The sequence below is a fragment of the Pseudomonas sp. 14P_8.1_Bac3 genome (genome assembly GCF_025466085.1).
In the GTDB taxonomy this organism is placed as follows: Bacteria; Pseudomonadota; Gammaproteobacteria; order Pseudomonadales; family Pseudomonadaceae; genus Aquipseudomonas.
This window is the reverse complement of record NZ_JANLOD010000065.1, coordinates 48,939-64,594: the sequence shown is the minus strand read 5'-3', so window position 1 is coordinate 64,594 and position 15,656 is coordinate 48,939. Positions and strand designations below refer to the sequence as shown.

12 protein-coding genes are annotated in these 15,656 nt (G+C 60.4%); 6 read left to right on the top strand and 6 right to left on the bottom strand.

Annotated elements, in window-relative coordinates; genetic code table 11:
* The first annotated feature begins 157 nt into the window (after positions 1-157).
* A complete protein-coding gene (locus tag NTD84_RS20590) occupies positions 158-1,084 on the top strand; it encodes a GGDEF domain-containing protein (protein ID WP_262169272.1) in 927 nt (308 codons plus the stop codon).
* A gap of 11 nt (positions 1,085-1,095) precedes the next feature.
* On the opposite strand, the gene NTD84_RS20585 is transcribed toward NTD84_RS20590, so the two are convergent.
* The 3 genes from NTD84_RS20585 to NTD84_RS20575 all read right to left on the bottom strand — a co-directional run bounded on the left by NTD84_RS20585 (position 1,096) and on the right by NTD84_RS20575 (position 5,228).
* The gene (locus NTD84_RS20585) at positions 1,096-2,970 is read right to left on the bottom strand and encodes an MFS transporter (protein WP_262169269.1); all 1,875 of its coding nucleotides are present in this window, start codon (positions 2,968-2,970) and stop codon (positions 1,096-1,098) included.
* Between the two features lie 99 nt (positions 2,971-3,069).
* Positions 3,070-4,221: a TDT family transporter gene (locus NTD84_RS20580; RefSeq protein WP_262169265.1), complete on the bottom strand. Its 1,152-nt coding sequence runs from the start codon at positions 4,219-4,221 to the stop codon at positions 3,070-3,072.
* A gap of 107 nt (positions 4,222-4,328) precedes the next feature.
* Positions 4,329-5,228 (bottom strand): LysR family transcriptional regulator, encoded by a 900-nt coding sequence (locus NTD84_RS20575; protein ID WP_262169262.1) that lies wholly within the window; start codon positions 5,226-5,228, stop codon positions 4,329-4,331.
* 159 nt (positions 5,229-5,387) lie between these two features.
* Between NTD84_RS20575 and NTD84_RS20570 the strand changes: the two genes are divergently transcribed.
* Positions 5,388-6,137: an SDR family NAD(P)-dependent oxidoreductase gene (locus NTD84_RS20570; protein WP_262169258.1), complete on the top strand. Its 750-nt coding sequence runs from the start codon at positions 5,388-5,390 to the stop codon at positions 6,135-6,137.
* 194 nt (positions 6,138-6,331) lie between these two features.
* Here NTD84_RS20570 and NTD84_RS20565 read toward each other — a convergent pair whose 3' ends face one another.
* A complete protein-coding gene (locus NTD84_RS20565; protein WP_262169255.1) occupies positions 6,332-7,528 on the bottom strand; it encodes an MFS transporter in 1,197 nt (398 codons plus the stop codon).
* Between the two features lie 91 nt (positions 7,529-7,619).
* On the opposite strand from NTD84_RS20565, the gene NTD84_RS20560 reads away from it, so the two are divergent.
* A complete protein-coding gene (locus tag NTD84_RS20560) occupies positions 7,620-8,159 on the top strand; it encodes a TetR/AcrR family transcriptional regulator (protein WP_262169250.1) in 540 nt (179 codons plus the stop codon).
* Between the two features lie 154 nt (positions 8,160-8,313).
* Positions 8,314-11,784 (top strand): hybrid sensor histidine kinase/response regulator, encoded by a 3,471-nt coding sequence (locus NTD84_RS20555; protein ID WP_262169245.1) that lies wholly within the window; start codon positions 8,314-8,316, stop codon positions 11,782-11,784.
* 11 nt (positions 11,785-11,795) lie between these two features.
* On the opposite strand, the gene rmuC is transcribed toward NTD84_RS20555, so the two are convergent.
* On the bottom strand, positions 11,796-13,160 hold the full coding sequence (rmuC, locus tag NTD84_RS20550) for a DNA recombination protein RmuC (RefSeq protein ID WP_262169542.1): 1,365 nt from the start codon (positions 13,158-13,160) through the stop codon (positions 11,796-11,798).
* 175 nt (positions 13,161-13,335) lie between these two features.
* On the bottom strand, positions 13,336-13,659 hold the full coding sequence (locus NTD84_RS20545; RefSeq protein WP_262169242.1) for a sel1 repeat family protein: 324 nt from the start codon (positions 13,657-13,659) through the stop codon (positions 13,336-13,338).
* 986 nt (positions 13,660-14,645) lie between these two features.
* Here NTD84_RS20545 and NTD84_RS20540 point away from each other — a divergent pair.
* On the top strand, positions 14,646-14,870 hold the full coding sequence (locus tag NTD84_RS20540; RefSeq protein WP_162436092.1) for a hypothetical protein: 225 nt from the start codon (positions 14,646-14,648) through the stop codon (positions 14,868-14,870).
* Between the two features lie 276 nt (positions 14,871-15,146).
* Positions 15,147-15,629 (top strand): hypothetical protein, encoded by a 483-nt coding sequence (locus NTD84_RS20535; protein ID WP_262169235.1) that lies wholly within the window; start codon positions 15,147-15,149, stop codon positions 15,627-15,629.
* Positions 15,630-15,656 lie beyond the last annotated feature (27 nt).

The following is a 15,656-nucleotide window of genomic DNA, read 5'->3' as shown; positions in this document are numbered from 1 at the left end:
GGCGGACGCTCCGGTCGATGGGTTACTAAACTTCGGCAAAGCAGATTAGACTGGCTCCATATGTCCTACGGGACTGACGGACCAGTACGACGCGCAGCCCAAAGCCGCTCTCACCCAGCCTGTAAGACTGCCTTACTGCTTAGGGGCGCACGCCAGTATGAAATCACCTTCCCAGACCAACGCAATTGACTTCGACAGCGCCAAATTGCAACGCCTGGGCTTTGGTCAGCAGCCACCGCTTCTGAAGAGGCCGGTGAGTCTTGCGCAAGTGCGCCAGCAACTGAGCCTGCAACTGCAAACCAGTCTTGAGCCACAACGCATTCTCGGGATCTTCTTTCGCGAGATTCACCGACTCGTGCCCCTCGACGCCTTGAGCTATTCGCACAAAGCCAGCGACCTGCGCCTGGAATTCGGTTTGCGCGGTCACCACTCGATCAACTACTCCCTCAGTCATGAAGGTGAGCATCTGGGCGAACTGGTGTTCCGCCGCAACCAGCGTTTCAGCGAGCAGGAACTGGGCAACCTCGAATCGCTGCTGTCCTCGTTGCTCTACCCGATGCGCAACGCCCTGCTCTACCGCGCCGCGACCCAAAGTGCCCTGCGCGATCCGCTCACGGACACTGGCAATCGCATCGCCATGGACCAGACGCTGCAGCGGGAAATCGAGATGTCCCGTCGGCATCTCCAACCCCTGTCGCTGCTGATGCTGGACATCGATCACTTCAAGCGCATCAATGACAGCCACGGCCACAGCGCCGGCGATGACGTGCTCAAGGCCGTTGCCGCCTCGATCAAAAGCCAGCTGCGCAACGTCGACATGGTGTTCCGCTTTGGCGGCGAAGAATTTCTGATTCTGCTGTCCAACACCGGCCGCGAGGCGGCGGGCATGGTTGGCGAGCGGCTGCGCTTTGCCGCACAGGCCAAGGAGTACCTGGCCGATGGCAATCCGATCGAGCTGACCGTCAGCCTCGGCTGCTCGACCCTGCTGCCCGGCGAGTCTGCCGAGAGCCTGTTACGCCGGGCCGACAGCGCGCTGTATGTGGCCAAGCGTGAAGGACGTAACCGCCTGGCGATGGCGGGTTGAAACGGTAGGAGCTAGCGCATAGCGCCACGCAACTCGCCAACCAACCGTTGCAGCTTCGCCGGCTCTGCCGCTTCAACCGCCACCGCCGGACCCGCCACCAACGTCACCCGCGACCACAGCCGACGGAACACGCCTTTGTCGGGATCGCGACTGAAGAAACTTCCCCACAGCCCCTGCAACGCCAACGGGATCACCGGCACCGGCGTCTCTTCGAGAATCCGCTTCAGTCCGCCCTTGAATTCATTGATCTCGCCATCGGCGGTCAACTTGCCCTCGGGAAAGATGCACACCAGCTCGCCGTCCTTCAGATACTGGGCAATCCGTGTGAAGGCCTTTTCGTAAATCTGGATGTCTTCCTGGCGTCCCGCGATCGGAATCGTCCCGGCCGTGCGGAAGATGAAGTTCAGCACCGGCAGGTTGTAGATCTTGTAATACATCACAAAGCGAATCGGCCGACGCACTGCGCCGCCAATCAGCAAGGCGTCGACGAAGGACACGTGGTTGCACACCAGCAGCGCCGCGCCTTCATCCGGAATCACGTCCAGGTTGCGATGCTCCACGCGGTACATGGAATGGCTGAGCAGCCAGATCATGAAACGCATGCTGAACTCGGGGACGATTTTGAAGATGTAGGCGTTGACGCCAATGTTCAGCAGCGACACCACCAGAAACAGGTGCGGGATCGACAGCTTGGCCACGCTCAGCAGTACGATCGAGACGATCGCCGAGACCACCATGAACAGCGCGTTGAGAATGTTGTTGGCGGCAATCACCCGCGCCCGCTCGTTCTCCGGGGTGCGCGACTGGATCAGCGCGTACAGCGGCACGATGTAGAAACCGCCGAAAACCCCCAGCCCAAGGATGTCGATCAACACCAGCCAGGTGTGGCCAAAGCCGAGGATTTCGATCCAGCCATGGCCATTGACGCTGTCGGGAATTTCACCGGAATGCCACCACATCAGCAAACCGAACACGGTCAGGCCGAACGAGCCGAACGGCACCAGGCCGATCTCGACTTTACGCCCGGAGAGCTTTTCGCAGAGCAGCGACCCCAGGGCGATGCCAACCGAGAACACGGTCAGGATCAGCGTCACCACGGTTTCGTCGCCGTGCATCCATTCCTTGGCATAGGCCGGGATTTGCGTCAGGTAAATCGCCCCGACAAACCAGAACCACGAGTTGCCGACAATCGAACGCGACACCGCCGGCGTTTGCCCAAGGCCCAGTTTCAAGGTGGCCCAGGACTGGCTGAAGATGTTCCAGTTCAAGCGCATCTCCGGCGACGAGGCCGCCGCGCGCGGGATGCTGCGACTGGCCAGGTAACCGAGCACCGCGATACCGACGATCGCCGTGGACACGATGGGCGCGTAATGCGCGGACGACATCATGACCCCGGCGCCAATGGTCCCGGCGAGAATCGCCAGGAAGGTGCCCATTTCCACCAGGCCGTTGCCGCCGACCAGCTCTTCTTCATGCAGGGCCTGGGGCAGGATCGAATACTTCACCGGCCCGAACAGCGCCGAGTGGGTGCCCATGGCGAACAGCGCCAGCAGCATCAGCGCCAGATGATCGAAGACAAACCCGACCGCGCCGACCGCCATGATGGCGATTTCCCCGAGCTTGATCAGACGAATCAGCGCGTCCTTGGCGAACTTCTCGCCAAACTGCCCGGCCAGCGCCGAAAACAGAAAGAACGGCAGGATAAACAGCAGCGCGCACAAATTGACCCAGATCGAACGATCACCCTCGATGGCCAACTTGTACAAAATCGCGAGGATCAACGACTGCTTGAACACGTTGTCGTTGAACGCCCCGAGGGACTGGGTGACAAAAAACGGCAGGAAACGCCGGGTGCGGAGCAGGTTGAACTGTGAGGGGTGACTCATCTTCCGTGTGTCCCTGATAGTAGGTAGAGAGTGGCTTGGATATGGGTATTGGAATGCCCAAGCGTCGATCCAGGCCACACCTTACCTAAACATGGCAGCTTATTTCTTCATTCCTGCAATACACGGCGAGACAAACAGCTCACCTCGCCATGCGCCCTGGACCGTGCGCCTGGCAACGATCAGCCACATCACCGTCAGCAACGCCACCAAGACACAGCCAAAGGCACTGAAAAACGTCAGGTGCAAGGTGCTGGCCAGTTTCAACGTGGCCAGCGCATAGACCCCCAATGGAAAAGTGAAACCCCACCAGCCCAGGTTGAACGGAATGCCGGCGCGCAGGTGGCGAGCGGTGACCAACATCGCGATCAGCATCCACCACAGACCAAAGCCCCACAGCGTCACTCCGGCGACCAGGCCCAACCCGGCCGCGATGTCACCGACCCCAGGCATACCGTTGGCGGCAAAGATCGCCGGCGCGTCGGCCCCGAGCACCAGCATGCCCAGCGCCCCGGTGCCGATCGGGCCAAGGGCGAGCCAGCTGGACGCGGCCATGTTTTCGTCAGGCAGTTTGTGCAGCGCCAAGCGCAGCAACAGGATGGTCAGAATGCTGAAAGCCACCGGTACGGAAAAGGCCCAGAGCACGTAACTGGTGACCAGCATCACCAGTTGTCCGTGGGCATCGGTCAGGTATGGCGCGAGCAGGCCACCACTGGACGCCGCCACTTCGGCAGCCACCACGGGCAGTAGCCAGACGGCTGTCATCTGATCGATGCGGTGCTCCTGGCGGGTGAACATCATGAAAGGGATCAACACGCCGCAGGCCAGCGACATCGCCACGTCGACCCACCACAATACCTCGGCCAGCTGAATCACACCGTTGCCCCAGCGCGGCAAGCCGAACACCAGGAAGCCGTTGATGATGGTCGCCAGGCCCATTGGAAGGGTGCCAAAAAACATCGAGACCGTGGAATGGCCGAAAATCCGCCGCGCCTCATCGAAAAACAGCACCCAGCGGGCCGCGTACAGCGTCGCGAATAAAGCGAACAGAAAGATGTTGAACAGCCACAGCGCTTCGGCGACCGCGTGCACACCGGGAATCGCACCGGGCAACTGCGCCAGCGCCAGGGCCAGAACCCCGGTGCCCATGGTCGCGGAGAACCAGTTCGGGGTGAACTGGCGGATCACCTCGCGGGGATGCTGCAGATGACTGAAAGGCTTGATGCTATTGGTGACAGTGTTGGCGCAAGACATGACGAACTCCTGTCCTCTTGTTGAGGTGGATCCATGGTAGATCCGAATCGAATATCTATATAACGGGTAATATCTCTAACTGTTATCTGTTTTATGGATATGCAGCACTAGCCCATCTCCGCGAATAGCTGCACCAGCCAATCGATGAATACCCGAACACGATGACTCAGGTGCCGGTTCGGTGGGTACAGCACGTGAAACGGATACCGGGGCGGGCGCCAGTCCTGGAGGATCGGCACCAGCTCGCCGCGCTCAATGTGGGCTTGCACCGTGTAGGTGAAGGTATGAATGAGACCGAGCCCGGCCAACCCTGCCGCCAGATGCGCGTTGCTCTCGTTGACGCTGAATACCCCCTGCCCGCGTATCTCGAATTTCTCTCCATGACGTTCAAATCGCGCGGGCATTACCCGTCCGTTGCCGGCGGAGTGGTAACTGACAAGACGATGGTTTTTCTCCAGGTCGCGCGGATCGGTGGGCGTACCGAATCGCTGTAGATAGGAAGGCGTAGCGCAGGTGGTCCATGACGACAGCCCCAGCGGTCGCGCCGCCATGGACAGTTCGATCAACGGCCCGCCACGGATCACACAGTCGACGTTTTCGCTGATCAAGTCTACCTGTCGATCGCTGACGCCCAGTTCTATCTGGATGTCCGGAAAACGCGCGTAGAAATCCGGCAACGCGGGGATGATCAGCATCGTCGCCACCGAACCGCCGACATCGACACGGATTTTGCCGCGCGGGTGCCCTTGGGCGCTGGCGAAACTGTTGTCCAGGTCGTCTAGTTCTTCCATCAGCTGCAGGGCGCGTTCGTAATAGGCCATGCCGTCCGCTGTCACCGTGAGCCGTCGAGTGGTGCGTTGTAACAGCCTGGCCGCGAGATGGTCCTCCAGCTCGGCCACCAGCTTGCTCACTGAGGTTTTCGGCATGTTCAGCGAGTCGGCGGCGCGGGTGAAGGAACCGGCCTGGACGACGCGAGCGAAAACGCGCATGGCCAACAATTGATTCATGGCGGAACTCTCAAGTGACGAGCCTTGAGTATTGTCCACAACCATGCACAAACAAACCCGATTCAGGCGATTTTTCCAGTGAATCTTCGAGCTTAGAGTTTGTTCAACGGCGCACGACAGCGCCGAAAACTTCCTACACGACTCAGCGGAGATTCACTCATGAGCAGCACTCTTAAAGGCAAAGTTGCACTGATCACCGGCGGCACCACCGGAATCGGCCTGGCCTCGGCGCAAGCGTTCGTCGACCAGGGGGCCACCGTATTCATCACCGGCCGCCGTCAGGCCGAACTGGACGCCGCGATCAACACCCTCGGGCACACGGTCACCGGGATTCAAGGGGACGTGGCGAACCTGGCGGATCTGGACCGGATTTTCGAGGTGATCAAAGCAAAGGTCGGTTACCTGGATATCGTCTTCGCTAACGCGGGGGGCGGTGACATGCTGGCGCTCGGAGCGATTACCGAAGAGCACTTCGACCGGATTTTCAGCGTCAACGTCAAAGGCCTGTTGTTCACCGTGCAGAAGTCCCTGGCGCTGCTCAAGGACGGCGGTTCGGTGATCCTCACGGCGTCCACGACGGCCACCAAAGGCACGGAAAATTTCAGCGTATACAGCGCCAGCAAGGCCGCCGTGCGCAACTTCGCCCGCTCCTGGCTGCTGGATTTGAAACCGCGCCAGATCCGCGTCAATGTCATCAGCCCCGGCCCGATTCACACCCCGGGCCTGACCGGACTGGCCCCTGAAGATCAGCAGCAGGGCCTGCTGGATTACCTCGCCGGCCAAGTACCGATCGGCCGCCTCGGTACGCCCTCGGAAGTGGGTAAGGCAGCGGTGTTCCTGGCGTCGGATGACAGCAGCTTCATCAACGGGATTGAATTGTTCGTCGATGGTGGGTTTGCCCAGATCTGATTTCTGCCCTTAAAAAAAAAAGCGGCGCCTTGAAAGGCGCCGTTTTTTTATGGGCCAACGCAATACCTATAGGAACCAGCTTGCTGGCGATGTTGCAAGCGCGCCGCGTTGATTCAGGCACTATGCGTTTTCGTTGACGACTATCGCCAGCAAGCTGGCTCCTACAGGTGTTGCGTGATTTCTTGAAAACCTTTTTAGGGGCGACCGGTCGCGCTGCACACTTGCGCGGGCCGCTGGCGCAGCAATGCCAGCAAAGCACCGACCGCCAGGATGATCAGCACCGCGCCGTAACCATCGGTAGCCGCCACCAGGCCAAAGGTGTGGGTCAGACTTCCCGCCAGCAATGACGGCAAACAGAACGCCAGGTAGCTGAGCGCATAAAATGCCGACATCAGCCCCGCCCGCTCGTGAGGCAAGGCCAATGGGACGACACTGCGGAGCGAACCCAGGAAGCTCGCGCCAAAACCGCAACCGGCCACCAGTGTGCCAATGAAAAACAGCAACAGACTGCCGCTGTGCACCGCCAACAGAACGGTCGCCACCCCGAGGGGCAGAACGCTCGCCCCCACTCGCAAGACTTTCTCGGCGGGACGACTGCGCAAGGTGTAGATCATTAATGCACCGGTAACCGTCAGCACGGCCACGGTGGCGCCGCCAATCAGATTCGAGGTCGACCCGGTGGCCGTACGGACAAGGGATGGCGCGAGGGACGCATAAAAACCTCCGAGCGCCCATGCGGCGGTGTTGATCGGCAGCACCAGCCCCAATGCGCGCCGCGCCTGGACTGGCACATGCAGGGATGGGCGCAGCGAAGCCAGCGCGCCAGGTTGAGGACTGACACTTTCTGGCAGGCGCCAGATGTACAACGCCTGACCTGCGAACAGCGCAAGCAGCACCCAGAAGGTCAATTGCAGCGGCAGTGGCGCGTACTCGGCCAGCAAGCCGCAGCCCATGGCGCCGATAGCCATGCCGATCAATGGCGCGACGCTGTTGACCAGCGGGCCCTGCTGACGATCCGTGTCCAGCAGCGCCGCGCCCAACGCAGCCGTAGCCATCCCGGTGGCAAAGCCTTGCAGCACGCGCGCGCTGATCAACCAGGGAACGCTGTCGGCACCGATAAACAGCAGCATCGCCAGCATGTTGAGCAGCACCGCGGTAAAAATCACCGGTTTGCGTCCCAGGTGATCCGACAGCGAACCCACCGTCAGCAGCGCCACCAGCAAGCTGAGGGCGTACACCGCGAAAATCAGGGTCAGTGTCGCCGCCGAGAATTGCAGGTGTTCCTGATACAAGTGATACAACGGCGTCGGCGCCGTGGAAGCCGCGAGAAAACTGAGTAAAGTGATCGCCAGAAACCACAGGTGTGACCGCTTGAAAACTGAATTCGACATGTGCACACTCCGCAAAAGCTAATTTTTTGCTTTTGCGGATTGTGCGACTCGTCAGCGCTTAAAGCAAATTCTTTGTGTTAAGGTCCGATCCATGGCTATTAGAGAAGGTTTACGCCCCGGCGGCCGCAGTGCACGGGTGCAAGAGTCGATTCATTCGGCCGTTCGTGCGCTCCTTGAAGAGCAAGATCGTGCCACCGTGACCGTCCCGCAAATCGCCGCGCGGGCGGGGGTGACGCCGTCAACCATTTACCGCCGCTGGGGCGATCTGTCGGCGTTGCTGGCTGACGTCGCGTTGGCGCGCATGCAACCCGACAGCGAGCCGGCCAACACCGGCAGCCTGCGCGGGGATGTGCGCGCGTGGGCGGAGCAGTATCTGGACGAGATGAGCTCCGAACCCGGGCGCAATATTCTGCGTGATGTGCAATCGAGCCCGACGCCCGGCTTTTGTGCAGCGCTTATTGGCGCACAGTTGCAGACAATTCTGGATCGCTACCCTGATCAGCCGAAGCCAAGCGTGGATCGGTTGATCAATCTGGCGGTGGCGCCTTCGGTGTTTCGGATTCTGTTTTCGAAGGCACCGTTGGAGGTAGAGGAATTGCACCGGTTGATCGAGATTGCGTTGAGTCAGTGAGGATGCCTTCGCGGGCAAGCCCGCCCAGACAGCCAATTTCCACTCCTGCGACACCCCGCCACGCCACGACCTTGGTCGACACTGACTAACGCAGACAGCCGTGCGAGACTGTCTGTCCGGGCGGGAGTCCCGGGTGTCTTTGTCTGGAGTCCCCATGTCGCTGTCCAGCGGGCTGATCGCCGCCGTCGCCCTGGCCTATATGGCCGTCATGTTCGCCATCGCCTTCTACGGCGACCGTCGCAGTGCGCCATTGCCACCGCGGGTGCGTGCCTGGGTTTACAGCCTGTCGCTGGCGGTCTATTGCACCAGCTGGACGTTCTTCGGTGCCGTCGGCCAGGCCGCCGAGCAACTCTGGTCGTTCTTGCCGATCTACCTCGGGCCGATCCTGTTGCTGGTGTGTGCGCCGTGGGTGCTGCAGAAAATGGTGATGATCAGCAAGCAGGAGAACATCACCTCCATCGCTGACTTCATCGCCGCCCGCTATGGCAAATCCCAGTCGCTGGCGATCGTGGTGGCGCTGATCTGCCTGGTCGGCGTGCTGCCCTACATCGCTTTGCAGCTCAAAGGCATCGTCCTCGGCGTGAACCTGCTGATCGGCGCCGGTGCCGACGCCATGGGCACCCGCGCCCAGGACACGGCCCTGATCGTGTCGCTGGTGCTGGCGCTGTTTACCATTGTGTTCGGCACTCGCAACCTCGACGCCACGGAACACCACCGCGGCATGGTGCTGGCGATTGCGTTCGAATCCCTGGTCAAGCTGTTCGCTTTTCTCGCGGTGGGCGCGTTCGTGACCTTCGGCCTGTACGACGGTTTCGACGACCTGTTCAATCAGGCCATGCTCGCGCCGCGTCTTGAAGAATATTGGAAAGAAACCATCAACTGGCCGTCGATGGTGGTGCAAACCGGCGTGGCGATGATGGCGATCATCTGCCTGCCGAGGCAGTTCCACGTGACCGTGGTAGAAAACATCGACCCGCAGGATTTGCGCCTGGCCAAGTGGGTGTTCCCGGCCTACCTGGCGTTGGCAGCCCTGTTCGTGGTGCCGATCGCGCTGGCCGGGCAGATGCTGCTGCCCAGTTCGGTGCTGCCGGACTCGTTCGTCATCAGCCTGCCGCTGGCCCAGGCCCATCCCGCGTTGGCGATGCTGGCTTTTATCGGCGGAGCCTCAGCCGCGACTGGCATGGTGATTGTCGCCAGCGTCGCACTGTCGACGATGGTGTCCAACGACATGCTGTTGCCGTGGCTGCTGCGCCGCAACAACGCCGAGCGGCCATTCGAAGTGTTCCGCCAGTGGATGCTCTCGGTGCGCCGCGTCAGCATCGTGGTGATTCTGCTGCTGGCCTACGTCAGCTATCGCCTGCTCGGCTCAACCGCGAGCCTGGCAACCATCGGCCAGATCGCCTTCGCCGCCGTCACCCAGTTGGCCCCGGCCATGCTCGGTGCACTGTATTGGAAACAAGCCAACCGCCGCGGCGTGTTCGCGGGTCTCGCCGCCGGGACCTTCCTGTGGTTTTACACCCTGATTCTGCCGATTGCCGCCCACAGCCTCGGTTTGTCGCTGAACAGTTTTCCGGGCTTGGCCTGGCTGCACAGCAACCCGCTGAACCTGCCGCTCACCCCGCTGACCCAAGGCGTGGTGTTGTCGATGGCGGCCAACTTCACGCTGTTCGCCTGGGTGTCGGTGCTGTCGCGCACGCGGGTGTCGGAGCACTGGCAGGCCGGGCGTTTCATCGGTCAGGAAATCAGCGCACGGCCCAGCGCCCGCTCGATGCTGGCGGTACAAATCGACGACCTGCTGCAACTGGCGGCCCGCTTTGTCGGTGAAGAACGCGCCCGGCAGAGCTTTATACGTTTCGCCTATCGCCAGGGCAAAGGCTTCAATCCGAACCAGAACGCCGACGGTGAATGGATCGCCCACACCGAACGCTTGCTGGCCGGCGTGCTGGGCGCTTCTTCGACGCGTGCCGTAGTAAAAGCCGCCATCGAAGGTCGGGAAATGCAGCTTGAAGACGTCGTCCGAATCGCCGACGAAGCCTCGGAAGTGCTGCAGTTCAACCGCGCCTTGTTGCAGGGCGCGATCGAGAACATCACCCAAGGCATCAGCGTGGTCGACCAGTCGCTGCGCCTGGTGGCGTGGAACCGGCGTTATCTGGAGTTGTTCAACTACCCGGACGGTTTGATCAGTGTCGGCCGACCGATTGCCGACATCATTCGCTACAACGCCGAGCGCGGTCTGTGTGGTCCCGGTGAAGCGGAGGTGCACGTCGCACGCCGTTTGCACTGGATGCGTCAGGGCCGCGCCCACACCTCTGAACGACTTTTCCCCAACGGCCGTGTGATCGAGCTGATCGGCAACCCGATGCCCGGCGGCGGTTTTGTCATGAGTTTCACTGACATCACCGCGTTCCGCGAGGCCGAGCAGGCCCTGACCGAAGCCAACGAAGGCCTGGAGCGGCGGGTGGCCGAACGTACTCATGAGCTGTCGCAGCTCAACGTGGCCCTGACCGAAGCCAAGGGCACCGCCGAATCGGCCAACCAGTCGAAGACCCGCTTTCTCGCCGCGGTCAGTCATGACCTGATGCAACCGCTGAATGCCGCGCGCCTGTTTTCCGCGGCCCTGTCCCATCAGGACGACGGCTTGTCCGGTGAAGCGCAGAAACTGGTGCATCACCTCGATTCGTCACTGCGCTCGGCGGAGGACCTGATCAGCGACCTGCTCGATATTTCTCGCCTGGAGAACGGCAAGATCAACCCGGATCCGAAGCCGTTCGTGCTCAATGAGTTGTTCGACATTCTCGGCGCCGAATTCAAGGCGCTGGCCCGGGACCAAGGCCTGAAGTTCCGGCTGCGGGGCAGCACCTTGCGGGTCAACAGCGACATCAAACTGTTGCGCCGGATCCTGCAGAACTTCCTGACCAATGCTTTCCGCTACGCCAAGGGGCCGGTGCTGCTGGGGGTTCGTCGGCACAAGGGCGAGCTGTGCCTGGAGGTCTGGGACCGCGGGCCGGGGATACCGGAAGACAAACAGAAAGTGATTTTCGAAGAATTCAAACGCCTCGACAGCCACCAGACCCGCGCCGAGAAAGGCCTGGGGCTGGGCCTGGCGATTGCTGACGGCCTGTGCCGGGTGCTCGGCCACACCTTGCAAGTGCGCTCCTGGCCCGGACGCGGCAGTGTGTTCAGCGTCACCGTGCCGTTGGCCAAAGCGCAAGTCGCGACGCCGACCAATGCCACCGAGCTGAACGGCAAACTCCCGAGCGGCGCGCAGGTGCTGTGCATCGACAATGAAGACAGCATTTTGATCGGCATGAACAGTCTGCTGAGCCGCTGGGGTTGTCAGGTCTGGACCGCGCGCAACCGCGAGGAGTGCGCGGCACTGCTGAACGATGGCATGCGTCCGCAACTGGCACTGGTGGATTACCACCTCGACGATGGCGAGACCGGGACCGAGCTGATGGCCTGGCTGCGCACCCGATTGGGTGAGCCGGTTCCCGGGGTGGTGATCAGCGCGGACGGGCACCCGGAGACGGTGGCGCAGGTGCATGCGGCGGGGCTGGATTACCTGGCGAAGCCGGTGAAACCGGCGGCGTTGCGGGCGTTGTTGAGTCGGTATTTGCCGTTGTGAAGGGTTAGGACCTATTCGGGCAACTCGGCCAACCCATCGACGTCCGTCATCGCCCGCTCCAGCAGATCCGCCGGCAGGCTTTTGCTGGCCCGCGCGCCCAGCAATTTGAGCTGCTCGCTGCGGCTGACCAGATTACCGCGGCCTTCTGTCAGCTTGTTACGCGCCGAGCTGTAGGCCTTGTCCAGTTGCTGCAGACGGTTGCCGACTTCATCCAGATCCTGAATGAACAGCACGAACTTGTCGTACAGCCACCCTGCCCGCTCGGCGATTTCCCGGGCGTTCTGACTCTGGCGCTCCTGCTTCCACAAGCTGTCGATAACCCGCAGGGTCGCGAGCAATGTGGTTGGGCTGACGATCACAATGTTGCGGTCGAAAGCTTCCTGAAACAGAGTCGGTTCGGCTTGCAACGCGGCGGAAAACGCCGCTTCGATGGGGACGAACAGCAAGACGAAATCCAGGCTGTGCAAGCCGTCGAGGCGTTTGTAATCCTTGCCGGCCAGGCCTTTGACGTGGGTGCGCAGCGACAGCACGTGCTGCTTGATGGCGATCTGACCAATGGCCTCGTCCTCGGCCGCCACGTATTGCTGATAGGCCGTCAGGCTGACCTTGGAGTCGACCACCACCTGCTTGTCGCCCGGCAGGTAAATGATCACGTCCGGCTGGAAGCGCTCACCGTCCGGACCTTTCAGGTTGACCTGGGTCTGGTATTCGCGGCCCTTCTCCAGACCAGCGTGCTCAAGCACCCGCTCAAGAATCAGTTCGCCCCAGTTGCCCTGGGTTTTCTGGCCTTTCAAGGCGCGGGTCAGGTTGGTGGCTTCATCGCTCAGGCGCAGGTTTAGCTGTTGCAGACGCTCCAGCTCTTTGGCCAGGGAAAAACGTTCCCGGGCTTCGGCCTGATAACTTTCCTCGACGCGCTTTTCAAACGACTGGATACGTTCCTTCAGTGGATCGAGCAACTGACCCAGGCGTTGCTGACTGGTTTCGGCGAAACGCTGTTCGCGCTCATCGAAGATCTTGCCGGCCAGTTCGGCGAACTGGGCACGCAACTCGTCCCGCGAGCCTTGCAGGTCGTTAAGGCGTTGTTGATGGCTTTCCTGTTGCTCGCGCAACTCGGCATTCAGGGAGGCGGCCTGAGCATCCAGGCGACGCAGCTCGGCCTCTTTGCCGGCGCGTTCTATATTCCATGCGTGGGAGGCATCGCGGGCATCGTCGCGCTCGATCTGCAGCAGCTCGACTTCACGGCGCAGCGCGGCCAATTCTGCCTGTTTGGCAGCGTTGGCCTGCCCCAGGTCAGCTATTTCGTCACGAGAGGCTTCGAGCTGGGCGTTCAGGCCGTCCTGAGCCAGTTGGGCCATGGTGAGCCGCTCTTCCAGCAGCGCGACGTCCGACTGCGAGGTGCTCGCCCGACGCTGAAGTTGCCAGGCCAATACCAACAGCGGCAGTGCTGCCCCTGCCAGACCGAGCAATATGCTGGTCAAGTCCATCGCCATCGCCATTCCTGCCCATTCGATAAAGCTTGAAGGTTAACCAAGGCGTCAGGTCTTGGACAGCTCAGTCTTCGATCAGACCCAGTTCCCGTTGTGCCCGACGGTCTCCGGCCCGGGCGGCCTGACGCAACAGGTCCTGGCCAATTCGGCGGTCCCGGGCATTGCCACATTCGCGGCACATCAACTGACCGAGACGACTTTGCGCGGCCACCACACCTTCGCGCGCCGGTTGCTTGAGCAGACGCCCGGCAAAGTGTTTGACGTTGGTATTTTCACCGAGGCGCGGGCTGTCCAGCAGCCACTCCGCCACGCGCATCGAAAAGCGTTTGGGTGGGGTAACACTTGGGGGTGTAGCAGTGACAGAAATTGATACTGAGCGAAACTTCATAGAGCACTGTGGGGCAGATCGGAAGGCGCGCAACTCTACTCTTTTTTTCTTACAGGTAAAGCCTAAAAATCCCGGCACGCCCGTGCTAGAGCAAGCGCTCGGGACAATCCACAGAAGCTGTGGATAACTCAGTGGACAACCGCCCCTGAACTCTCGCGAAGCCCTGTGGAATGGGGCTCGCGGTCAAACTGACGATTTTTTCACCAGTAAAAAAAAGCGATGTTTTTCATTGACTTAAATTTTGCTTACAGGCACCCACCGCGCTGGTTGGGCAGATGACGCTGGTGTTACAGGTTGCGCAACTTATGTGCACAAGTACCTATGACGCGGTTATATCGATGCGCCTTTTCGGCGCATTTTGTTACCCACAGGGGGACAAACCGTGGCAAACGGGTGAGCGGGGGCTGACGTTAAACCGATGAACGTAATCGACCGACCGTCGGATTCTGAACTGTTGCAGGGCGAAGCAGAGGCTCAAGCGCGTCTTTGAACACCTGAGCGAACGGTTCCCCAAGATGTTTTTGGCTAACACACTTCCATTCTGCAATTCAATCCGTTAGTATCCGCGGCGTTAGTACCAAGCTGAAAGTCAATTCTGGTCGAACAACTCCCCCCGGTCTGCATTCCCACAGGAAGCCTCAACCGAACAAGCGGGATCGACCACCTCGATGGTTTCCAGGTAAACCTTGCGTCAACACTGCCTTTGAATCGAATGCAAAGGGTGTTGCGAAGCTCACTTACTCTGACCGAACCAGCCTGCAAATTGATCAGGATCTTCACCCCGGGCCCAGAACCTTTGCCCTTGATGTGTTGCCTGCCCTCCTAAGTACCTACCTGCCAGCCCAAGCGCGCCAATTTAATCAGCGCTTCAAACTGGCTGCTTTGTTCCAGTCGGGTTCTTCGTTCGACCAATGGTGGTCGTCGTCACTGGAACGTTTTAATTTTGCACGGTTCTTAATCCGTGTCGCTTGTAGGAACACCATTTAATGACTACTCAAATCCACACCCAGGATGCCATCCGCACCCTAACCAACGCTTTTGCACCAATGAACTGCCTGATCATGGCCGCTCGCAAAGGCTGCTTCAGCTTCACTCTGGTCAATGAACATGGCATCGCTCGTCACAGCGAACGTCTGTACCCCGATCAATACTCCAGCGCCGAACCGCTGCAGGCCGTCATTGATCGTACCCGTCAGGCACTGGTTGCCTGACACGCCAGAAACGCTGAAAACCTCAAAGGCCTCGCTTAACAGCGGGGCTTTTTATTGTCCGGCATTCTTCTTTCACCCAGCTCCGCCTAAGCACTAACCGATATAACGGTTATAACTGCGTGCCAGAAATATTTTAAAAACAGACCTTTACAGCGCGAATATGACACTACACTTCAACTCAAGCGGGTTGAGCCGCTTTCGGCGAGCCTGAATCGATCCATTGCTGCCAACGCTTACCCTTCAGGACTCGCCACCACTTCATGTTCCGAGGGTGTTATGGGTATCGCTGCCAGCGAACTGTGCCGTTATGTGATCCGTCCAACCTTGATCTACCTGGGACGGCATAGCGCAACTGCCGAATCCCTGTTGCTGGGCATCGCCGCCAGCCAATCCGCCCTTGGCTCCGCCCTGCATGACCGCCGCGGTCATGGCTTGTACCGCATCGCCGAACCCCGCCACCAAGCACTCTGGGATCACTATCTGGCGCTTGATCCGGAACGCGCCAGCCTGGTCCGCGGCCTGGCCAGCCAACATGCCTTTCTGAGTGGCCCGCACCTCGAATTGACCGTGAACCTGCGTTACGCCACCGCCATTGCCTGGCTGCTGGTTGAAGAACAGAACACCCCGCTCCCCGAAGCCGACGACTTGCTGGGAATGGCCCGCATCTGGCGCCAGACCTTCCAGCCCCAAGGACGTCTCAGAGACTTCACTTACGCCTGGCAAGCCTGTGTTTCACCGCTGAATCAGGTCGCCTGCTGATCCCCCGCATCAGAAGATCGCGCAACA

Bases quoted from the DNA above. Each gene is read 5' to 3' on its own strand.
- NTD84_RS20590 (WP_262169272.1), top strand. From the start codon at position 158: ATGAAATCACCTTCCCAGACCAACGCAATTGACTTCGACAGCGCCAAA.
- NTD84_RS20535 (WP_262169235.1), top strand. From the start codon at position 15,147: ATGGGTATCGCTGCCAGCGAACTGTGCCGTTATGTGATCCGTCCAACC.
- NTD84_RS20570 (WP_262169258.1), top strand. From the start codon at position 5,388: ATGAGCAGCACTCTTAAAGGCAAAGTTGCACTGATCACCGGCGGCACC.
- NTD84_RS20545 (WP_262169242.1), bottom strand. From the start codon at position 13,659: ATGAAGTTTCGCTCAGTATCAATTTCTGTCACTGCTACACCCCCAAGT.
- NTD84_RS20585 (WP_262169269.1), bottom strand. From the start codon at position 2,970: ATGAGTCACCCCTCACAGTTCAACCTGCTCCGCACCCGGCGTTTCCTG.
- NTD84_RS20565 (WP_262169255.1), bottom strand. From the start codon at position 7,528: ATGTCGAATTCAGTTTTCAAGCGGTCACACCTGTGGTTTCTGGCGATC.
- NTD84_RS20540 (WP_162436092.1), top strand. From the start codon at position 14,646: ATGACTACTCAAATCCACACCCAGGATGCCATCCGCACCCTAACCAAC.
- NTD84_RS20575 (WP_262169262.1), bottom strand. From the start codon at position 5,228: ATGAATCAATTGTTGGCCATGCGCGTTTTCGCTCGCGTCGTCCAGGCC.
- NTD84_RS20555 (WP_262169245.1), top strand. From the start codon at position 8,314: ATGTCGCTGTCCAGCGGGCTGATCGCCGCCGTCGCCCTGGCCTATATG.
- NTD84_RS20560 (WP_262169250.1), top strand. From the start codon at position 7,620: ATGGCTATTAGAGAAGGTTTACGCCCCGGCGGCCGCAGTGCACGGGTG.
- NTD84_RS20580 (WP_262169265.1), bottom strand. From the start codon at position 4,221: ATGTCTTGCGCCAACACTGTCACCAATAGCATCAAGCCTTTCAGTCAT.